Annotated in this window: 18 protein-coding genes; 10 read left to right on the plus strand and 8 right to left on the minus strand. The window is 36.5% G+C overall.

What is annotated here, in order from left to right:
- Positions 1 to 5: 5 nt before the first annotated feature.
- Both rpsI and rplM read right to left on the minus strand, forming a co-directional pair.
- Positions 6 to 392 (minus strand): 30S ribosomal protein S9, encoded by a 387-nt coding sequence (gene rpsI, locus SB679_RS20160; protein ID WP_410704111.1) that lies wholly within the window; start codon positions 390 to 392, stop codon positions 6 to 8.
- Between the two features lie 8 nt (positions 393 to 400).
- The gene (gene rplM, locus SB679_RS20165; RefSeq protein ID WP_034714185.1) at positions 401 to 856 is read right to left on the minus strand and encodes a 50S ribosomal protein L13; all 456 of its coding nucleotides are present in this window, start codon (positions 854 to 856) and stop codon (positions 401 to 403) included.
- Positions 857 to 1,201: 345 nt separating this feature from the next.
- Here rplM and SB679_RS20170 point away from each other — a divergent pair, with 345 nt between their 5' ends.
- Positions 1,202 to 2,317, plus strand: a complete 1,116-nt coding sequence (locus SB679_RS20170; RefSeq protein ID WP_410704112.1) for a DUF3667 domain-containing protein — start codon at positions 1,202 to 1,204, stop codon at positions 2,315 to 2,317.
- Here the strand turns inward: SB679_RS20170 and SB679_RS20175 are convergent.
- Positions 2,314 to 2,646: a hypothetical protein gene (locus SB679_RS20175; RefSeq protein WP_410704147.1), complete on the minus strand. Its 333-nt coding sequence runs from the start codon at positions 2,644 to 2,646 to the stop codon at positions 2,314 to 2,316. The two genes, SB679_RS20170 and SB679_RS20175, sit on opposite strands and share 4 nt — an antisense overlap.
- Positions 2,647 to 2,830: 184 nt before the next feature.
- On the opposite strand from SB679_RS20175, the gene SB679_RS20180 reads away from it, so the two are divergent.
- Entirely contained in the window at positions 2,831 to 6,178 is a 3,348-nt protein-coding gene (locus tag SB679_RS20180; protein ID WP_410704113.1) for a methylmalonyl-CoA mutase family protein, read from the plus strand.
- Between the two features lie 139 nt (positions 6,179 to 6,317).
- Here SB679_RS20180 and SB679_RS20185 read toward each other — a convergent pair whose 3' ends face one another.
- Positions 6,318 to 9,050, minus strand: a complete 2,733-nt coding sequence (locus tag SB679_RS20185) for a M16 family metallopeptidase (RefSeq protein ID WP_410704114.1) — start codon at positions 9,048 to 9,050, stop codon at positions 6,318 to 6,320.
- A gap of 167 nt (positions 9,051 to 9,217) precedes the next feature.
- Here SB679_RS20185 and SB679_RS20190 point away from each other — a divergent pair, with 167 nt between their 5' ends.
- The 4 genes from SB679_RS20190 (at position 9,218) to SB679_RS20205 (ending at position 13,254) form a co-directional block, all read left to right on the plus strand.
- Complete coding sequence (locus SB679_RS20190) at positions 9,218 to 10,096, plus strand: hypothetical protein (RefSeq protein ID WP_410704115.1); 879 nt, start codon at positions 9,218 to 9,220, stop codon at positions 10,094 to 10,096.
- Between the two features lie 22 nt (positions 10,097 to 10,118).
- Positions 10,119 to 11,237 carry a hypothetical protein gene (locus SB679_RS20195; protein WP_410704116.1) on the plus strand — a complete coding sequence of 373 codons (1,119 nt, stop codon included), beginning with the start codon at positions 10,119 to 10,121 and terminating at the stop codon, positions 11,235 to 11,237.
- 58 nt (positions 11,238 to 11,295) lie between these two features.
- The gene (locus tag SB679_RS20200) at positions 11,296 to 12,006 is read left to right on the plus strand and encodes a diphthine--ammonia ligase (protein WP_410704117.1); all 711 of its coding nucleotides are present in this window, start codon (positions 11,296 to 11,298) and stop codon (positions 12,004 to 12,006) included.
- 129 nt (positions 12,007 to 12,135) lie between these two features.
- Positions 12,136 to 13,254: a serine hydrolase domain-containing protein gene (locus SB679_RS20205; protein WP_410704118.1), complete on the plus strand. Its 1,119-nt coding sequence runs from the start codon at positions 12,136 to 12,138 to the stop codon at positions 13,252 to 13,254.
- Here the strand turns inward: SB679_RS20205 and SB679_RS20210 are convergent.
- Entirely contained in the window at positions 13,238 to 13,738 is a 501-nt protein-coding gene (locus SB679_RS20210; protein ID WP_410704119.1) for a hypothetical protein, read from the minus strand. The genes SB679_RS20205 and SB679_RS20210 overlap by 17 nt on opposite strands.
- Before the next feature lie 258 nt (positions 13,739 to 13,996).
- A complete protein-coding gene (locus tag SB679_RS20215; RefSeq protein WP_410704120.1) occupies positions 13,997 to 14,320 on the minus strand; it encodes a PadR family transcriptional regulator in 324 nt (107 codons plus the stop codon).
- A gap of 102 nt (positions 14,321 to 14,422) precedes the next feature.
- Between SB679_RS20215 and SB679_RS20220 the strand changes: the two genes are divergently transcribed.
- A complete protein-coding gene (locus SB679_RS20220; protein WP_410704121.1) occupies positions 14,423 to 14,953 on the plus strand; it encodes a 2'-5' RNA ligase family protein in 531 nt (176 codons plus the stop codon).
- A 58-nt stretch (positions 14,954 to 15,011) separates the two neighbouring features.
- Here the strand turns inward: SB679_RS20220 and SB679_RS20225 are convergent, their stop codons facing one another.
- The gene (locus tag SB679_RS20225) at positions 15,012 to 16,376 is read right to left on the minus strand and encodes a M64 family metallopeptidase (protein ID WP_410704122.1); all 1,365 of its coding nucleotides are present in this window, start codon (positions 16,374 to 16,376) and stop codon (positions 15,012 to 15,014) included.
- 2 nt (positions 16,377 to 16,378) lie between these two features.
- Complete coding sequence (locus SB679_RS20230) at positions 16,379 to 16,870, minus strand: hypothetical protein (RefSeq protein ID WP_410704123.1); 492 nt, start codon at positions 16,868 to 16,870, stop codon at positions 16,379 to 16,381.
- Between the two features lie 102 nt (positions 16,871 to 16,972).
- On the opposite strand from SB679_RS20230, the gene ruvC reads away from it, so the two are divergent.
- The 3 genes from ruvC (at position 16,973) to SB679_RS20245 (ending at position 20,772) form a co-directional block, all read left to right on the plus strand.
- On the plus strand, positions 16,973 to 17,527 hold the full coding sequence (gene ruvC / locus SB679_RS20235) for a crossover junction endodeoxyribonuclease RuvC (RefSeq protein WP_034714372.1): 555 nt from the start codon (positions 16,973 to 16,975) through the stop codon (positions 17,525 to 17,527).
- A gap of 300 nt (positions 17,528 to 17,827) precedes the next feature.
- The gene (locus SB679_RS20240) at positions 17,828 to 18,895 is read left to right on the plus strand and encodes a DUF4407 domain-containing protein (RefSeq protein WP_317742331.1); all 1,068 of its coding nucleotides are present in this window, start codon (positions 17,828 to 17,830) and stop codon (positions 18,893 to 18,895) included.
- A 14-nt stretch (positions 18,896 to 18,909) separates the two neighbouring features.
- Complete coding sequence (locus tag SB679_RS20245; RefSeq protein ID WP_410704124.1) at positions 18,910 to 20,772, plus strand: AAA family ATPase; 1,863 nt, start codon at positions 18,910 to 18,912, stop codon at positions 20,770 to 20,772.
- Positions 20,773 to 20,832 lie beyond the last annotated feature (60 nt).

A 20,832-nucleotide genomic window follows, 5' to 3' on the forward strand; every position in this document is an offset into this window, starting at 1 on the left:
GAAAATTAACGTTTTGAGAACTGGAATCTCTTTCTTGCTTTTTTCTGACCTGGTTTCTTTCTTTCCACCATTCTTGCATCTCTTGTAAGTAAACCAGCAGGCTTCAATGCTAATCTGAACTCAGCGTTGATTTCGCATAAAGCTCTTGAAATACCTAATCTGATAGCTTCTGCTTGACCTGTATTACCACCACCGAAAACATTTACGGTAACGTCGTACTGACCAACAGTTTCAGAAAGGATAAACGGTTGGTTTAATTTGTAAACCATTACGTCTGTAGAGAAATACTCGTTAGCATCTTTACCGTTTACTTTGATGTTACCAGTACCTGGTCTCATATAAACTCTTGCTACGGCAGTTTTTCTTCTTCCGATTTTGTGAACTATAGACATATTAATAATTATTTAAATTCGTTAATATTAATTGTTGTAGGCTGTTGAGCTTCATGCTTGTGCTCAGTTCCTTCATATAAATAAAGGTTTTTAAGCAATGCAGATCCTAATCTGTTTTTTGGAAGCATACCTTTTACAGATTTTTCCAATACTTTTAAAGAATCTTTCTTTTGAAGTTCAGCAGCTGTCATAAACTTCTGACCACCAGGATAACCTGTATGCCAGATGTAAGTCTTATCAGCCCACTTGTTTCCGGAAAGCGTAATTTTCCCAGCATTCAAAACAATAACGTTATCACCACAATCTACGTGGGGTGTAAAGTTTGTTTTGTGCTTACCTCTCAAAATCTTTGCAACCTGAGAAGCTAGTCTTCCCAACGGTTGTCCTTCAGCGTCTACCACAACCCATTCTTTATTAGCAGTAGCTTTGTTCGCTGAAACAGTTTTGTAACTTAATGTATTCACACGTTTTAGTTAAAGATTAAACATAATTTTCCCCATAAGGGTGTGCAAAGGTACACATAATTTTTGTAACCCAAAAACATATTTCACTTTATGTTTCCCAATTCATATATCCTTTAGTAACACTATAAACCTCAACGATCTTAATTATTTGGCATAAATATTGTAAAATGAATTTCGATGAAAAAAAACATTTTTAGAAGATTCTAAAAACACAAGTGATAAAGTAAAGAGTTTGGTTACTAAACTCTTACTTTATTAACTTTCTCTTAAACATTTCCTTATCGGTTTATCAATTCTATTTTTTATAGTGCGAAATAATTATATTTGCGCTAAATTTCAATATCCATGAGCCACGGAAAAATTAGAGAAGACAAAACCTGCCTGAACTGCGGACATCAAGTCGAGGAAAGATTCTGTACCCATTGTGGACAGGAAAACACAGAACCTAAACAGGTCTTTCATTATCTGTTTACCCATTTTATTGAAGATTTTACGCATTATGACGGACAGTTCTGGAAGACTATTAAAAATCTTCTCTTCCGGCCCGGGAAGCTTACGGCAATTTATTTGGAAGGTAAAAGACAGCTCTATGTTCCTCCGGTAAAGCTTTACATATTTATAAGTTTTATTACTTTTTTCATGTTTTCGCTTTTCCCACTGATGAATTTTGATTCCAATCATAAAGAAACAGCTCCTAAAACTCATAATACGAAGAAAAAAGACAGCATTAATGCTATCACTACAGCCAGAATTAGTGAAGCAATCAATAACAATAATAAAAATGTTTCAAAAGAAGATTCTGCGACCATTGCGAAAGTAAATAAAACACTCGCAGAGAATGTAAAGGCAAATGACCTGGAAGATGAGCTCAATCTAGATCATGGAATAGATGAATCTACGGTAATATCAGGTGCCAGAAATGCTAAAGAATATGATGCCATCGTAGCTAAAAACCCTTCCTTAGGATATAACATTTCCTCTCCTTTTGTTCATAAGTTCTTTGAACTGAAAGAAAGCGGCATCACTAAGAAAGAAATATTCCAGAAACTCTATGAAATATCTTTTCATAATCTGCCAAAGGCCCTTTTTATCTATCTTCCGATTTTTGCCTTATTCTTGTGGATCTTTCATAATAAGAAAAAATGGTGGTATTTTGATCACGGAGTATTCACCCTCCACTATTTTTCGTTTTTATTATTTGTCATCACAATCATTTCTATATTAATACATACCCAAAAATTAATCAATCACATTAAGGTTTTTGATGTCCTGATCGACATTTCTTATTATGTACTTGCCTTATATAGTATAGGATATTTCTTTATTGCCCATCACAGAGTATATCACTCACATGGTTTTGTAAGCTTTATCATTGGTTGTTTGCTGTTCTTCATCAATTTTTTCGCTTTTTGCTTTTTGGTGGTTGGCTTAGGATTGATTAGCTTCCTGATGATCCATTAGCGACGCAGTGATTTACTTGCTCTAAAACTCGCAATTAAATAATAGGCAACAAAGACCGTTGAAAATTTAAGTATCGCCGGAATTGCCAGTTCTATATTGAAAATAGCGCTCCCTATTAAAACAAACACAGCCATTGCTGCAAAAGAAAGCCCAAGCTTTTTAGGGAGTGAAAAATTGGGAGTGTCTAAATAGTAAGCTAATCCCCAGGCAGCACCAAAAGCTACTGCATAATAAAAATCTAAGCCGATATTTTCGGTGCTCAGGAAAAAATAACTAATAAGGAAACTGACTACTGTTCCTAAAGCGAAATACATCAAGGCTTTTTGCATATATTTAAAATATGTCGCAAAAATAAAGAATTTACTCATCATTTCTAAACGAATGTTTGTTTACAAGCAGAAAATTCAATTCATAAAAAACAATTAAAAATCTAATTATCAATTATTTAAATAATAAAATCGGGTTCTTATTTTATTATTATATTTGGTAATTCAGAAATTTTCTAGATTTTTTATGGAAACCCAAAAATATACTCCTAAAAACAAAGTTCGAATTGTGACAGCAGCGTCATTATTCGACGGACATGATGCAGCGATTAATATCATGCGCCGTGTTATTCAGGGAACAGGATGCGAAGTTATCCACCTTGGACACGATAAATCAGCAGAAGAAGTTGTAAATACAGCGATCCAGGAAGATGCCAATGCCATTGCTTTAACCTCATACCAGGGAGGCCACAATGAATATTTCAAATATATCTATGACCTTTTAAGGGAAAAAAATTCGCCCCAGATTAAGATTTTCGGAGGCGGAGGCGGTGTAATCCTTCCTGAGGAAATCGACGATATTATGGCGTATGGAATCGACAGGATTTATTCTCCGGATGACGGGCGTGAGCTTGGACTTCAGGGAATGATTGATGATCTGGTAAAACGTTCGGATTTTTCAACAGGAAAAGACGTAACAGCAGAGGACCTGGATGCCATCAACTTTGAAAACTCCACCAGTATTGCCAAAATTATTTCCGCTGTTGAAAACTTTTCAGAGGAAAAACCGGAGCTGGTAAAAGCCATTGATGAGAGATCAAAAGATGTCAATATTCCGATCATTGGAATCACAGGTACAGGAGGAGCAGGGAAATCTTCTTTAACTGACGAACTGGTAAGACGTTTCTTACGTTCGAATACCGATAAAAAAATTGCTATCATCTCTATTGACCCTTCCAAAAAGAAAACAGGAGGTGCATTACTGGGAGACAGGATCCGTATGAACGCGATCAATGACCCAAGAGTGTATATGCGTTCAATGGCAACAAGAGAAAATAACGTTTCCGTTTCTCCGTTCATCCATTCTGCTTTGAATGTGTTGAAACTGGCTCATCCGGATGTCATCATTCTGGAAACTTCGGGTATCGGACAATCTGGTTCGGAAGTTTCAGATTTTGCTGATGTTTCAATGTACGTGATGACGCCTGAATATGGAGCTTCGACACAGTTGGAAAAAATCGACATGTTGGATTATGCAGATTTAGTTGCTTTAAATAAATCTGACAAACGTGGTGCTTTAGATGCACTTCAAGCTGTAAGAAAACAGTTCCAAAGAAACCATTTATTGTGGGAAAGTCCGTTGGATGATATGCCGGTTTATGCAACAAAAGCTTCTCAGTTCAATGACCACGGAACAACTGATTTATACAATAGATTAGTTGAAAAAGTAAACGATAAGTTTTCAGGTTTAAACTTGCAAGGATTTGTTGAACAAGAAGTTTCTGAAGACATCACGATAATTCCTCCAAAAAGAGTTCGTTATTTATCTGAAATCGTTGAAAACAATAGACAGTATGACGCCAATGTTGAAAAACAGGCAGAATTAGCAAGAAAAATGTATCATATTGAAGGGGTCAAAAGCTTCCTTTCTAATGAAACATTAGACACTGAATATCAAAAGGCTGAAAAAGATCTTCAACAGGAAAATATCGATTTCTTAAAAAACTGGGATGATACGAAACAAGCTTTCAAAGCTGAGTTTTATTCTTATTTTGTTCGTGGAAAAGAGATTAAAGTAGAAACCTCAACAGAATCTTTATCCCATCTTAAAATTCCAAAAATCGCCTTACCGAAATACACCGACTGGGGCGATCTTATCCAATGGAAAGGTCAGGAAAACCTTCCGGGAGCATTTCCTTATACCGCAGGAATTTACCCTTTCAAGAGAACCGGAGAAGATCCGACAAGAATGTTCGCCGGAGAAGGTGGTCCTGAAAGAACCAACAGAAGATTCCACTATGTTTCTGCAGAAATGGATGCAAAACGTCTTTCAACAGCGTTTGACTCTGTAACGTTATATGGCCAGGATCCTGCGCTGCCACCGGATATTTATGGTAAAATTGGAAATGCAGGAGTTTCTATCGCAACATTAGATGATGCTAAAAAATTGTATTCCGGATTTGATCTGGTGAATGCAATGACTTCAGTTTCCATGACGATCAACGGACCTGCTCCAATGTTGTTAGCTTTCTTTATGAATGCTGCCATCGATCAGAATGTTGAAAAATATATTGCAGAACATAAGCTTGAAGCAAATGTTGAAAAAGCTTTAAAAGCAAAATTCGACGATAAGGGCTTAGAAAGACCAAAATATAACGGAGAACTTCCACCTTCCAATAATGGATTAGGATTAAAACTATTAGGAATTACCGGAGATGAAGTTATTCCGGCTGAAGCTTACGCTGAAATTAAAGCTAAAACGATTGCTACCGTTCGTGGTACTGTTCAGGCTGACATTTTAAAAGAAGACCAGGCTCAGAATACCTGTATCTTCTCTACTGAATTCGCCTTAAGATTAATGGGTGACGTTCAGGAATACTTTATCACAGAAAAAGTAAGAAACTTCTACTCGGTTTCTATTTCAGGATATCACATTGCAGAAGCGGGTGCCAATCCGGTGTCACAGTTAGCATTTACCTTAGCAAATGGTTTCACGTATGTTGAATATTATTTGTCAAGAGGAATGGATATCAATGATTTCGCTCCTAACCTATCGTTCTTCTTCTCCAACGGTATCGACCCTGAATATTCAGTAATCGGACGTGTGGCAAGAAGAATCTGGGCAAAAGCAATGAAACTGAAATACGGAGCAGACGAAAGAAGCCAGATGTTGAAATATCACATCCAGACTTCGGGACGTTCACTTCACGCTCAGGAAATTGATTTCAACGATATCAGAACGACGCTTCAGGCGCTTTATGCGATCTATGACAATTGTAATTCACTTCACACGAATGCTTATGACGAGGCAATTACGACTCCAACTGAGCAATCTGTAAGAAGAGCTATGGCGATTCAGTTGATCATCAATAAAGAATTAGGGCTAGCGAAAAACGAAAATCCACTTCAAGGTTCATTTATTATTGAAGAACTAACGGATCTTGTGGAAGAAGCTGTTTATGCAGAATTTGACAGAATTACCGAGAGAGGTGGTGTTTTGGGTGCAATGGAAACCATGTACCAGCGTTCAAAAATCCAGGAAGAATCGATGCATTACGAATGGCTGAAGCATACCGGGGAATATCCGATCATCGGGGTAAATACTTTCCTTGGAAAAGACGGTTCACCAACGGTTCGTCCGGGAGAAGTAATCCGTTCTACGGAGGAAGAAAAACAGGTTCAGATTGAAACTCTTCATAATTTCCAGCAATCTAATGAAGATAAATCCGAAGCTGCTTTAAAAACATTACAATATGCTGCCATCAACCAGCAGAATTTATTCCATGTCATGATGGATGCGGTAAAATACTGTTCTCTGGGACAGATTACCAATGCTTTATTTGAAGTAGGCGGTAAGTACAGACGAAACATGTAATCTGTGTCAGACAGATAAGTTATAAATAAAAACCTCAAAGAATTTCTTTGAGGTTTTTTATTTTACCCTGGATATTTAAACATAAAAAAATCGACACCCTAACAGTGTCGATTTGATATTAATCATTCTTCCAAATAATCTACTTTTTATTAAAGTCTCCTACAAAAACAGAAGTCAGCTTATCTTCACTGATATATTTTCTAAGTACTTCATTTACCTGTTTCACATTGAGTGCCGAAACTTTAGCCTCTAAAGCATCATAATCTTCTAATGGAACATCGTACAGCAATTGGGTATTCACCAGTCCCATCAGCATATTATCGGTTCCGAGATCTGTTTTTCTGGAAGTAAGCCAGGAATTTAGGTTAGATTTGAATTCTTCTTCTGTAAATCCATCTTTTACCGCTTTATTCACTTCTTCTTTTAATGCTTTATTTACAGCCTCTTTTTTTGTCGGGTTAAAGAAGGCATACCAGCCCCATGATGCTACCGTATTATTAACAGGAACATTCATATAAGAACCTGCACCATAACTGATTCCTTCTTTTTCACGAAGTCTGGTCGGAATTCTGGAGGTAAGAAACCCTCCGCTTCCCAACATTTCGTTAGCAATAACAAGAGCAGGATAATCAGGACTTTTTTTATCCATCTGGAAACTGATCTTTCCAACAGCTGCTGCATTTTCTTTATCAGGAGTAAGATAGTCTTTATCCTCTTTTTTGGTAGAGAAAAGTTCTGGTTTTACATATTCATATTTGGATTTTGAATTCCATTTACCAAAAGTATTTTCTAACAACGATGCTGCTGTTTTAGAATCTATATCACCCGCAATGCTCCCTACTCCATTATTACTTCCCAAAATTGTATTGTAAAAGGCTACTAATTCTTCCCTTTTCACTTTTTTATTCTGATCGATCTGCTCCTGGAAAGAAGCGGTATAGTAAATACTTTGTTTAGGATAGTTCCCTGTAATTTTTTCAATCTCCGTAAATGCAATGGATTGAGGATCATTCAGGTTTCCTTCAAGATAGGTATTGTATTCATTTACTGTTTTTACCAATTCGGCTTCAGGGAAATTGGATTCTGTAAGAATTTCTTTGATCAATCCCATCACTTTCGGCAGATTCTCTTTATAGGTACTGAAATTAACATATAAGGTCTGTCCACCGAATCCAAAATTTACACTGGATCTCCACTGGTCAAGCATATCCTGAATCTGTTCTTTGGTATGGGATTGAGTTCCGGTTTTCAGAACCTGCGCCATCAAAGCTCCTATATGAGATTTCCCGCTCAAATCACTGGCATTACTCACCGGAAAGTTAAAGCTTCCCAGAATTTTACCGCCTTTGATCTCTTTCTTGATGATGCCATATTTCATTCCGTTACCCAGCTTACCTTCTGTAAGGTTAGCTTTAAGATTTTTAATACTGGCTTCAAAAGGAGCAGCTTCTTTTTCAAGTGCTTTTCCTTTATAATCTTTGGTAAGTGATGCAATCTGATCGTTGGAATATTCAATATTTTTAACTCTGATTTCGTCTTTAGAAGGAATAAACACCCCTATCGTCCGGTTATTCGTCTTGAAATATTTATCTGAAACCCTCTGAACATCTGCCAGTGTCAATTTTTCAATGCTGTCTCTGTACATCATGCCAAGCTTATAATTTCCTGCACCTATGATTTCTGTTAGATTAATCGCCAGGCTAATCGTATTATTCTTTGTATTTTCAATCTGTTTCAGGATTTTAGCCTTAGCTCTCGCTACATCCTGTTCTGTAAACTTCATGGAAGATACCTTATCCAGTTCTGCTCTGAAATCATTTTCCACAGATTTCACATCTTTATCTGCAGGAACCTCAAGGCCGAAATACATATAAGCGGCATCCCTTACAACCGGCTGGTAAGAATATATCGACGCTGCTTTGTGAGAATCTATCATTGCTTTATACAAATACCCTGAAGGATCTGATGTCAAAATTTCAGACAACGCATCTAATGCAGCATAATCCTTATCGGCATAAGGAGCGGTATGATAAGCGGCACCTACAATCTTACTATCTCCCGAGCGCTTTAATTCTACAAAACGTTCACCATCCTGTGCCGGCTCTACCGTATAGGCGAGATCCAATACTCTTGAAGGTTTCGGAATGACAGAAAAATATTGCGAAATGTAATTAAGGGCTTGTTTTTCATCAAACTTTCCTGCGACAATCAGAGTGGCATTATCAGGCTGATAATATTTTTCATAGAATTTTTTAAGCGTTACCGCCTTTACCCTTTCTATATCTTCTTTGCTTCCAATGGTACTGTTTCCGTAGTTATGCCACAGATATGCTGTAGAAACAATACGTTCCATCAACACGCTTCCGGGACTGTTTTCCCCAATTTCAAATTCATTCCTTACTACAGAGAACTCTTTATCAAGATCGGTCTGTAGAATGGTCGCATTAATCATTCTGTCGGCCTCCATACCCAGAGACCATCTCAGATTTTCGTCATTGGAAGGAAAAATCTCGTAATAGTTTGTTCTGTCATACCATGTTGTTCCATTGGCATTTCCTCCTTTATCCGAAAGCTGTTTTTTAATGTCGCCTAATTTTTTAGTACTCTTAAACAACATATGTTCAAGCAGGTGAGCCATTCCCTTTTCTCCGTATCCTTCATTTTTGGAACCTACATTATACACAATATTAACCACCATATTGCTTTGGGAGGCATCCGGGATAAGAAGAACTTTCATACCGTTACTCAGGGAATATTCTTTAATTCCTTCGGTATTGCTTACAAATTTTGGAGATTCTGGTTTTTGAGAAAAAACGGGATTGATCATACCCGTAAAAAATAGGACTGCAGTCCCAAGAAATAAGTTTTTCATTCGGTTTATTAATTTTTGCGATTAAATTTAATAAGTTTTTTCCATAACTCACTGGTTTTATAGGTTGAATTTAATAGAATACTATATCATGCATTACATATTCATCGTTTAATTTTGAAATGATTTTTCCACATTTTTTTGTATTTTTAAATATATAAAACCTCACCATGAAGAAAGAATTTCAGATCCCCTCTCCCTGCGAACAAAAATGGGACAACATGCAAAATGCTTCCGGAGGGAAGTTTTGTGACTTATGTACAAAAAAAGTATTTGATTTAACCGATAAAACAGACACTGAAATTCACTCATTATTAAAAGAAAATGAATCCATCTGTGGAAGAATACAGTCTACAAGATTATATTCTATTCCAGAGCATCCACAGATCCATTACAATTTTTCCCAGTTCCCTTTCAGAAAAATTGCTGGCGGAGTATTTTTGGCGGCCATGCTTACATCTAACCTCAATGCACAAAAAACTAAAACGGATACTCTTGACTCAAAGATGGAAACTGGAGCTATCATCTATGCGATAAGAGACCCTGATTACGAGCCCGATAAAGACTGGAAATTTTACAGGCCGGAAACTAAAACTGTAAGCATCGAATATTCAGGAAGTAAGGAGACCTTACAACAAGCTGAAAGAATAAACATCCTTACCCTGGCAAAAAGATACAGTGTTTCTTACAGTGTATCTATGCCGGAATATGATCTTGGCTTTAAAAACATTATGGTATTTGAAACTCAATCCAATGAGCATCAAACACCAAATCCTGATCGGTTTTATCTTTTCAGTGACAAAAGAAACAGAGAAGACGAAACGATTTTATATGCAAATCTGGACAAGGCAAAAAAAATTGAGTTTAAGCCCAAGAAGAACACAACCCTTTGTTTTCTGGATGGAGCAGAAATCTCTTTTGAAGATTATGAGAAAAATAAAAACAACAGCTCTATCACATCTTATTATGTATCAGAAATCTATGCAGAAGAATTACTCGGAAAAGAATATCATCTCGAAGACGGAATTATTCTATCATACTCTCATTAAAAGAAGTTGAATTGTTAAAAAAATGAATTCTATTCTAAGATTTAACGGATTTTTCTATTTTCGTAGGCAGAAAACATCCATTTTATATAATACCATGAAAAACAGCCTGCAAAAAACTCAATTACTCATTGCGTTATGCTTTACCGTCTTGCTATTTTCCCAAAAACGGGTAGAAGATTTTACGATCAGTCTTCCTGATCAAAAGCTGGAGAAAAGTTATTATAAAACCATTACATTAATCGATAACAGGATAGATACAACTTCTCTTGGAATTGTACAAAAAGGAGCCTTCAATGCTAAAGCTAAGGTCGTTCCCACAACCAGTTTACCGAATCAGTTTCAGAATCTCTTACAACGCATTAACGGCGCTGATGCAGAAGACGGAACAATCGTTATGCATCTTAAACAACTTTATTTTGCGGAAGTCACCGGAGCATTCAGTGAGCATGGGTACTGCTATTTCCAGGCCTATTTATTTGCAAAAAACGATGATGGAACCTATTCCTATCTTGATACAATAGATTCTGTAATCGACCATTCTTCAATGGACGTTACCAAAGCCACCATGAAAAAAGGAAGTGAGATGGTAAGCAATTTCATCAGTAAAAACATCTCTAAAAAAGCACCGGAAACCAATCATTACACCCTGGAAGACATCAGAAACTTCGATGATATTGAAAAACAGAAATTGAGCCTTTACAGTCTGGAAGTCTTGAAAGACGGACTTTACAAAGATTATAATTCTTTTAAAAACCAGATACCGGACAAAGAGGTGGTTAATCCAAAATTTTACGGAAAATCGTCTAAAATCATCAAAATATATGAAATGATGGACGGCAAAGAAAAAGAAATCAAGAAAAACGATACTTACGCCTTAGTCTATCAGGGAATCCCTTACATCTATGTTCCTGTTGAAAACTTATTCACAAAGGCTGAAAAGAGAGATGGCGATTTTTACTTCATCGGTAAGGTAAAAGGCACTGCAAAAACAGACAATGTAATTACAGCAGCTGTCTTTTTTGGAATTGTTGGTGGTTTAATTGCTTCCGGTCCCACTGCCTATCCTTTTGAGCTCAAAGTAGATTACATGAACGGTGCATTGATCCCGATTAAAGAAGTAGAAAAAGCAGAAAAATTATAATCCTTATGCATACATCTTCCTGCCATTAGGAAGATTTTTATTTTAATTCCGAAACCTTATGAAACCAAAAGCGGTATTCAATTGGAGCAGTGGAAAAGATTCTGCGCTGGCTCTCTATAAAATTTTACAAGAGGATCGTTATGAAGTGACTTCCCTCCTTACCAGCATTAATGAAGAATACCAGCGGATCTCAATGCATGGAGTGCATGTCGATCTTTTACAAAAGCAAGCCAATAGCATATGCATCCCCTTAATGAAAATGGAAATTCCGAAAGAACCATCCATGGAACAGTACCGCGAAATCATGAGCAATACAATGATGGAGATAAAATCCCAGGGAATCAGTCATTCTGTTTTCGGAGATATCTTTCTGGAGGATCTGCGCCAATACCGCGAAGAACAATTAAAATCCATCGGGATAGAAGCCGTCTTCCCCATCTGGAAACAAAATACATCAGACCTCATCCATGAATTTTTAGATCTTGGCTTTAAAACGATTGTAACCTGCGTGAACGAAACCTACCTTGATAAAAGTTTTGCCGGAAGAATTATCGATAGGGACTTTATTCGTGATTTGCCTCCTAATGTAGATCCTTGTGGAGAAAATGGAGAATTTCATACCTTTACCTTTGACGGTCCTCTGTTCAGTGCTCCCATTCCTTTTGAAATTGGAGAAACGGTGAAGAAAACGTATCCTAAGCCGAAATCGGAAACATCAGATAAAGAGGAAGATTATGTTTTTTGGTTTTGTGATCTGATCTCCAAATAAATGATGACAGTCCTTTTCTTTTATGATTGAAGAAATCCCATGAATAGAAACTCTTCCTTCAAAAGACAATAATTTTCCCTCTTGGCAAGTTTTTTTATTTTCACTATTTTTAAGAAAAACTTTATTCAAATGTTGAAAAATTTATTGCAGAGCTCCCTCTTTTTTATTTTTATCATGTCCGTTGTCTCGTGTAAAACGGAGGTTCAAAAACCGGCAATTAACAAAAATGCCGTCATTGATTCCACCATCACCGCTTTTCAAAAAACACTTCTGCAGCAGCAAATAGACTCTGTTTTCAAAAAATATAATTTTAACGGAAGTGTAGCCGTCTTCAAAGATTCTATTCCTTTGTACCGAAAGGAAAACGGTTTCGCAGACTTTAAAAGCCGTACAAAAATTGACGACAATACCATCTTTGCCATCGGTTCCATAAGCAAACAGTTTACTTCCGTCCTGATTTTACTTCAAATGGAACAGGGAAAATTAAATGTACACGATAAGGTTTCAAAATATCTGAAAGAATTCCAGAACAAAGAATATGAAAACATCACCATTCATCAGCTTCTGAATCATACTTCGGGCTTGAATACTCTTGGAGGGAAACTCATGTTTAAAAGCGGTTCAAATTTCTTTTATTCCAATGATGGGTTCAATGCACTAGGAAAAATTGTAGAAACCGTTTCCGGGAAATCTTTTAGTGACAATGTAATGGAACTTTTCAAAAAAGCTGGGATGAAAAATTCTTCCACAGGTGCTGTTTTTGAAGGAACAGGTTTTGCAGGCGCTTATCTTAGAAATGGAAAAACCGCTGAAAAAGTTCCGGATATGCCGAAAAGACTGGGAGGAAAAGAAATCGGACTTCCAGCAGGCGGTGTTCTGTCTACCATAGAAGATCTTCACCAATGGAATAATGCTCTGTATGGTGGAAAAATCCTGCAGCCTAAAACGCTTACCACTTTTATTTCCAAAAGTTCAGAAAGACATCATCAGATTTTAGGGAAAATGGGCTATGGCTATGGAATCATGCTGAATATTGGAAATCCCATTGCTTATTTCCACAGCGGTTATATCAAAGGCTCCCCTTCCCTGAATATCTATTATCCCGAAACCAAAACTTCCGTCATTATCTTATCCAATATTGCAGATGAAGAAAAAGGGAAAAACTCGATTTTCAGGCCCCATATTGAGGTAAAAAAAATCACAGACAACCTTGAAAATACACTGATGCAGCTTAGATTAAAACATTAATCTTCCTGCTGTTGTAATAAAGAAGCTGGATTTTGGTCGTCATCGCATAAAGAAAAAAGACTTTTGCAATTCCCAAATCCTTAAAATTAAATTCATTATTAAACAAATACATAAAAGACAGCAAAATAACAATCAATAGTACATTTCTTGCTACCAACGGATGAAAACTTAATTGGATATAATCGGAGAATTTCATTTTTTTAATGATAAAATTATATCCCAGCATACCGACCAGCACTCCTAAAAACAATACTTCCAGATAGAAGAAGAAATCAGGATTTATCAGCAACAGACTGGATAAAAGAAGAGATGATGCCATAGCAGTCAGCGTTATATTCCTGAACCTCGCCTGAAGTATCTTCTTTTCAATTCTTGTGATCTTTTTAAATGACAGCGGATCTGCTTTTACCAGTTCCAGCTCGTGCTGCCAATTCATTTTTGTCTGCAGGAAAGCTTCCTGAAAGTTCATTTCATCAGCATCCATAAGATCTCAGATCTGCAAAATAAAATGGTCTTTGATCTCTGAAAGAAGTGTCTGATTAAGTTTTTTTGAAATAAGATACCTTGTGATCTCTCTTTCTTGAATATCGTTTGTCATCTGTTAAAAATGCTATGATTGGTTATTAAAATTTTTCTGAATTGTAATGTATACAGAATCTCTATCTCTAAAAATTGGCCTAAGCAAGAAAGTACTGTATCTTTTTTTTGATATTCTAAATAATTTATAATTCAGTGCTGGTCATCATATATTGAAAATAGTGGTTAGGTTCAATAAATAATTCTTCATTTCGTTTTCTTTTACGACCTGCTGCTGCAGTCCTTTTTCAGTCAAAAGATAATATTTCCGGTCTCTGCCGTTTATTTTTTGGATCTCCGATTTGATGATTCCGTCATCCTCTAGTTTATGCAATAGCGGATACAGTGCTCCTTCGGTCATTTCAAGCTCTCCTTGCGTCAGTTCCTTGGCCCGTTGGGTGATCTGGTAACCATACATCTTTACTTCTTTTGACAATAATTTCAAAATAATATTCTGCAGCGTTCCTTTGTAAAGACTGTTCTTTTTCAATTCTAATTTTTATACCTTACAAACTTATGCATAATTTTCTTATGTATCAAAATTTATTTGAAAACTTGAACTTAAAAATAATTTAAACCTTATTTTAGACTAATGAAAAAACTGTATTTCATAGCAATTTATCCACCTCAGCAGATTATTGATGAGGTAAAAGTCTTCAAAACAGATCTCGCAGTGAACTATAACAATTCAAAAGCATTAAAAAACGATGCTCACATTACCCTATTTCCTCCTTTTTATCGGGAGCTTGAATTAGAAAACGACATTTTCACAGCATTTGAAAAAATCGATCTTAACATTTCTCCTTTTGAAATCGAATTAAATGGCTTTGGAAGTTTCCCCAATCCCAAAAATCCCGTTCTTTTTGTACAGCCTGAACAGAACGAAGATGTAATCAAATTATATCATCATGTAAAACAGCATTTCAATTTCATGAGATATTCTTTTCATCCGCATATGACAATAGGATATCGGGACTTAACTTTTGAAAATTTCCAGAAAGCATGGGACGTCTATAAAGAAAAAGAATTTAAAACGAAATTCTTAGTTAATGAAATATCTCTACTCCGCCATGACGGAAAGTGGGTTCCTATTGCAAAAAGAGTACTTAATACTGGAATATAAACCGAAAAAGCCGACTGATCCAGCCGGCTTTAAAATATTTATAAAAGTTATACTTTACTTATTCTTTTATAATTTTCTGGGAGATCACCAATCCTTCATCATCTGCCACATTAAGCGTATAAGTCCCTGTTGGGATCGCACTGATATTAACAAACAGCGTTGCCGAATCTTTCATCTCAAAAGGTAAAGAGATAAGCCTTCCAGCACCATCATACAATGATACTTTCGTATTTTTTGAAAAATCCTGTTTTCCTTTGATATAAAATTCGTTTTCTGCAGGATTAGGATAAATTCCAAATCTTCTTTCCACAGCTTTTACTTCAGCCATTTTAAGCGTACTCTTATTCAACGTCCAGGTAACATTAGCAAAATGTACCGCATTATGTCCCGTCACTTTGATCAATGGATTATTATCGGTCACTGAAAACAACAAAGTGTTGCTTCCGGTATTCAACTGACTTGGGCTAATCGTTAACGAATTTCCTGTTGCAGAAAGAGCCGTTCCATTGAGTTTCCATGAATTGACCAATGTATTGGGAATTGGCAGAATTTCATTGACTGTAAAGGTAATATTGGCACTTACATTCACTGTGGTTGTATTTCCCGGTGTATAAGAATCCACAGGAGAAACCAATGAATGTATTCTTTCAATAATCGCTTCTTTACATACCGAGCAGAACTGTCTGTCAAGATACCTCATCTCACAGTTTTGATGTGGACGGTACCATGAAGGGCTTTCCGTAAAAGGATACACTCCTACACTGTTGAGTCCTACCCAATTTTTCCATTTAACCGTTGTTGTATTTGAATTCTGAGTTTTATTCGGTGATTCTCCGGTACCGGCAAACCAATACTCATCCGCCAGTTTACCAAATGAATGTCCCAGTTCATGAACTACAATTTCATTGGATGCACTATTTAAAGAAGCAAATGCATACGTTCCGCCGCAACCTCCGTATTCAGTAGAATTTCCCAACACGTAGGTAATGTCATAGTCCGGAACGTTCGCAGCTAAAACCTGAGCCACTTTATTGGTTGTATTGCTGTAAATACAGCGGTGAACACCAAAATCAAAACCGCTTCCCAAATAATTCGTAGGATTAGAAACCGGAATCACAGGTTCTGTAACATCTGTTGCCGTCCCTGGATGTTTCACCCCGCTTTGGGTAGAGACTACTTTCACGGCATAGGCGTTAAAATAATTTTTGTATTCCGTATAAGGACTTTTCGTAAAAAGATAATTGATAGTGGATTGGGCCGAGGAAACAAAGCTACTTTGCTGGGCTGTTGTAAACCCATCTCCCAACACTGCAATATTAATACGTTTATCATTCGAACCGTTATTAAGGATTGATACTGTTTCAAAAGTCTGAGAAAAACAGAACGACGTACTGGCCAATAAGAGAAATAAAGCTTTTTTCATGATTAAAGTTTTTCGTTAAATAATAATTGATTCCCTGCACTGGTAATTTTCTCAACCCGCACTGTTTTGATCTCTGCCGAATGAGAATAACGAACACTGAATTCTGCAGTTTCAAGAGAAACCTTGTGTCTGCTGATCCCCTCTTTTTCAAAACTTTCCATATTCTGGTTCAATGGATCTTCCACCAGCTGTTTAATAATTTCTTTACCGTTTGCATCCGTTAGCAAAACAATGAAATCACCAATACCTGCAGAATTTCTGTCGAAAGAAGGAACAGATTTAAGCTTTCCATCAGCTATTTTTCTGGATTCCAATGTGATTTTTTCCAACCCGGAATTGTTTTTCTCAACCTTAAAAAAGAGATAGCCAATCTGGCCTTTACCAGTCAATGAAGTCTCGCTTTTCAACGAATCTCCTTTAGGTAAATCGTTCACTTGTAGAAAACTACCATATACAAAGACTGGAAGGATAAAAAGTTGTAATAGAATTTTCATAATCATTTTTTTATGAAGTTAAGAAGTTTTCACCATATCAAGATTTATTTTTATTATTTTTTTTCACAAAGAAAAAATATAGAATGTCATATCTTTGAACCAATGATTTCAGAAAAAATAATTTTAGGGATAGATCCCGGAACAAGTATTATGGGTTTCGGTATTATTTCCGTTAAAAAAGGCAATATGGAGCTGGTTTCTATCCATGAGCTTATCCTAAAAAAATATCCGAACCACGAAACCAAGCTCAAATATATTTTTGATAAGACTTTAGCGCTCATCGATGAATATCATCCTGATGAAGTTGCTCTTGAAGCTCCCTTTTTTGGTAAAAATGTACAGAGTATGCTGAAATTAGGCCGCGCCCAGGGCGTTGCGATGGCTGCGAGTCTGCACAGAAATATTCCCATTACGGAATATTCACCCAAAAAAATTAAAATGGCCATTACAGGAAATGGTAATGCCAGTAAGGAGCAGGTTGCAGGAATGTTAAAAAGCCTTTTAAAACTGAAAGAATTTCCTACCAAATATTTAGATGCTTCCGATGGTCTTGCCGTTGCTGTATGCCATCATTTTAATTCCGGAACCATAGCAGATACAAAAGCGTATACCGGCTGGGACAGTTTCCTGAAACAAAATCCGGATCGTTTAAAGTAACTATGTAATGATATAAATCTTATAAAAGGCCCTTTTGCGAGGGCTTTTGTTATGAAATAATTTTTGAAATATCTTAAAGTTAAAAACGAAGCTTGAAATAGATAATAGTATAAAAGATTATTCTATTAAAAGATATAAAACACAGCACTAATTACCATATCTCTGTACCTTAAACTTCTTATAAATTAATAAATTGATTTACAAATAATTACAGACTAAACCGTAATTACTTGGCTAAACATAATACTGTCTTTAACATTGGTATGATTTTTAGTATTACATTTGTATAAATTTTCTAGTATGAAAACGAATCAACAAACTATAAATCAATCGAATCATACCATTAATTGGTTCCAGAAATTCCTCATGATCTGTTCCGGAGGAAACATCCATATTTTAAGAAAGACCCCCAGCGAATGGAATAAATTTTCCGGCATTGGCGGGATTGTTCTGTTCACCGCAATTTTTGCTACACTTTCTGCAGGCTACGCTATGTACACTGTGTTTGATAATATTTGGGCAGCAACAGGTTTCGGAATTCTTTGGGGATTAATGATCTTCAACCTGGACCGCTATATTGTTTCTTCAATCAAGAAAACAGGAACCTGGTGGAATCAGATTCTAATGGCTATTCCCCGATTGATTCTGGCCACTTTTTTAGGAATTATTATTTCAAAACCTTTAGAGCTTAAGATTTTTGAAAAAGAAGTGAACAAACAACTGAATACGATTATTCAGAGAAATAAAAAACAACTTCAGGGCGAATTGAACGGAAGGATTCTTCAGCAAAGCGGACCTTTCGATACTGAAAAAAAGCAAATCTCAGAAAAAATAGCTCAATATCAAAAATCATATGATTCTGCTTCTGTAGAATTAGAGAAAGAAATTTTAGGAAAGCAATCCGGTTTAACAAGTGGCAAGGAAGGTTTCGGACCGAATGCAAAACGTAAGCAGGAGCTAAAGGAGCAACGCAGACAGGATTTGGAGAACTATGAGAAACAAGCCGCTCCAAGGCTTGATTATTTAGATAAAGAAATATCAAAGGTGTATACTAATCTTGAAACCGAACGAAAATCCACGGAGACGATAGAAGATAAGTTCAATGGTTTTGCAGCCAGACTGCAGGCTTTGGATGAATTGGGTAAAAATTCAGCGATTATTGGGCTGGCAGCAGCTTTTATTATGGGTCTTTTTATCTGTTTGGAAATCTCCCCTGTTTTGGTTAAATTAATTTCTCATATAGGTCCTTATGATTATCTTTTAGAGAAAACAGAAAATGATTTCCGTTTGTATGCCAAGGAGAAAATTGAAAAAGGAAATGCCTTAACCGATTTCAGGATTGAAGATTTTAAAGATCAATTAAAATAACGTATTTTTCACAAATGATTATTGATAAAGAAGAGATTCAGAAGAAAAAGAAAAAGCTGGACGACTGCAAAGCATTCCTAAAAAAAGAATTTATAGGGATCGATACAATTATTGATGATGTCATGGAGTATCTTCAGATCTGGTATCTGATGCCGGAAATTCTGACCCGCCCTGTAGTCATCAATCTTTGGGGAATGACGGGCGTCGGAAAAACAGATCTGGTGAGAAAAATGGTCAGTTTTCTGGGATTCCAAAACCGCTTTGCAGAGATTGAACTCAGCAATACCGATGAAACCACCTGGAATAAAAGCGTTGCCGATATTCTTCAAAGCAACGGCCTTAGTGATGAAAAACCCGGTATCGTCTTGTTTGATGAGATCCAGAGATTTAATACTTTAGATGCTGATGGAACTCCTGTCGCACAAACCAAATTTACCGATTTCTGGGAGCTTTTAAGCGATGGGCGCTTGAGTAAGCGGGAGCGTGATGACCTGGAGCACTATTTGTTCTCTTATCTTTTCCGCAAAAAGGAAAATGAAAGAAGAAAAGTGAACGGTGAAACGGATCTTGAAGAAAACCCTTATCTGAACCTGTGGGATGCCAAAGAGCTTAAAAAATACCTGAGTATAGAAGATGATGTCATGAGCATCATCGATATGAAGGAGGAAGATATGGTGAAGCTTATCCTTAAGAAACAGCAGGAAAAAAAGATCTATGAACCGGTAGATTACAGCAAAATGCTGATCATCATCAGCGGAAATCTGGATGAGGCATTCCAAATGTCACGGGAAACCAGTGAAGCAGATATAGATGCCAATATCTTTCATGCTTTTACCAAAAAAATAACGGTTGTAGATATTAAAAATGCATTGACCAGAAAATTCCGTCCTGAGCAGGTGGCACGTTTTGGAAACATTCACTTAATTTATTTTTCTCTAAAAACAGAAGATTTTAATCAATTGATCCAAAGGGAACTTGATAATCTGAAAAAGAAGACAAAGGCAAAGTTTGGAGTCAGCTTAAAAATATCTAAAAACATTAATGCTTTGATTTACAGGAATGGTGTATTTCCGGTACAAGGTGTCCGGCCTGTTTTTAGCAGTGTGGTAGATATTTTGGATACCAACCTCAGCAAATTCCTTTTTGAGGCTATCATTCATGATGACAAAGCGATAGAAATAGATTATCTGGAGAATAAGAAGATCATCACAGGTAAGATAGGAAGTAAAGTGGTTGAGGTTCCTTATTTAGGCCGAATTGACAAGATACGCCAAACCAATCAGCTGGATGCTGTAGCCAATATCAGCGTCCATGAATGTGGACATGCCATCTCCTATATACTCTATACCGGCTTTGCGCCTTTACAACTGAAGAGCAAGGTTGCCAGCAGCTATGCCGCAGGATTTACATTTCCGCACCAGATTCATGATACAAGAGAAAGCCTTTTGGATAAAATCAAGATCTATCTGGCGGGAGGTATTGCAGAAGAAATTATCTTCGGAGACAAAAATGCCAGCATAGGAAGAAGCCATGACAGAGAGCAGGCTACTACTCTAGCGATTGATTATGTCAGAAAATACGGATTCGAGGATGATTATCAGGCCACCTATAACCTGGAAGATTATCCCCATCGGATGCAGCAAGATATCACAGATGTGAAAATCGAAAAACTAATGCAGGAACTTGCTAAAAAAACGAAAGAAGATTTACTTACTCATGTTGAATTATTAAAAAACATGAGCAAAGTCCTTAGCGAAAAAGGTAGCATGGACCCTAAAGAAATTTATGATATTGCCAAAAAGCATCAACTGGATGTGAGTATTAAAGAAGAAGGTTACCTCCATATTGCTGAATATCACAAGATGCTGAACTTATAGTACAAAAATATTCACTATATCATCAATATATATTGATACATATTACCTTTTAGTTAATTC

The organism is Chryseobacterium sp. SIMBA_029, assembly GCF_046535275.1.
In the GTDB taxonomy this organism is placed as follows: Bacteria; Bacteroidota; Bacteroidia; order Flavobacteriales; family Weeksellaceae; genus Chryseobacterium.

What these genes read in the sequence shown, in the direction of transcription:
- rpsI (WP_410704111.1), bottom strand. Translation starts at nt 392, where the DNA reads ATGTCTATAGTTCACAAAATCGGAAGAAGAAAAACTGCCGTAGCAAGA.
- SB679_RS20170 (WP_410704112.1), top strand. Translation starts at nt 1,202, where the DNA reads ATGAGCCACGGAAAAATTAGAGAAGACAAAACCTGCCTGAACTGCGGA.
- SB679_RS20175 (WP_410704147.1), bottom strand. Translation starts at nt 2,646, where the DNA reads ATGCAAAAAGCCTTGATGTATTTCGCTTTAGGAACAGTAGTCAGTTTC.
- SB679_RS20180 (WP_410704113.1), top strand. Translation starts at nt 2,831, where the DNA reads ATGGAAACCCAAAAATATACTCCTAAAAACAAAGTTCGAATTGTGACA.
- SB679_RS20185 (WP_410704114.1), bottom strand. Translation starts at nt 9,050, where the DNA reads ATGAAAAACTTATTTCTTGGGACTGCAGTCCTATTTTTTACGGGTATG.
- SB679_RS20190 (WP_410704115.1), top strand. Translation starts at nt 9,218, where the DNA reads ATGAAGAAAGAATTTCAGATCCCCTCTCCCTGCGAACAAAAATGGGAC.
- SB679_RS20195 (WP_410704116.1), top strand. Translation starts at nt 10,119, where the DNA reads ATGAATTCTATTCTAAGATTTAACGGATTTTTCTATTTTCGTAGGCAG.
- SB679_RS20200 (WP_410704117.1), top strand. Translation starts at nt 11,296, where the DNA reads ATGAAACCAAAAGCGGTATTCAATTGGAGCAGTGGAAAAGATTCTGCG.
- SB679_RS20205 (WP_410704118.1), top strand. Translation starts at nt 12,136, where the DNA reads ATGTTGAAAAATTTATTGCAGAGCTCCCTCTTTTTTATTTTTATCATG.
- SB679_RS20210 (WP_410704119.1), bottom strand. Translation starts at nt 13,738, where the DNA reads ATGGATGCTGATGAAATGAACTTTCAGGAAGCTTTCCTGCAGACAAAA.
- SB679_RS20220 (WP_410704121.1), top strand. Translation starts at nt 14,423, where the DNA reads ATGAAAAAACTGTATTTCATAGCAATTTATCCACCTCAGCAGATTATT.
- SB679_RS20225 (WP_410704122.1), bottom strand. Translation starts at nt 16,376, where the DNA reads ATGAAAAAAGCTTTATTTCTCTTATTGGCCAGTACGTCGTTCTGTTTT.
- SB679_RS20230 (WP_410704123.1), bottom strand. Translation starts at nt 16,870, where the DNA reads ATGAAAATTCTATTACAACTTTTTATCCTTCCAGTCTTTGTATATGGT.
- ruvC (WP_034714372.1), top strand. Translation starts at nt 16,973, where the DNA reads ATGATTTCAGAAAAAATAATTTTAGGGATAGATCCCGGAACAAGTATT.
- SB679_RS20240 (WP_317742331.1), top strand. Translation starts at nt 17,828, where the DNA reads ATGAAAACGAATCAACAAACTATAAATCAATCGAATCATACCATTAAT.
- SB679_RS20245 (WP_410704124.1), top strand. Translation starts at nt 18,910, where the DNA reads ATGATTATTGATAAAGAAGAGATTCAGAAGAAAAAGAAAAAGCTGGAC.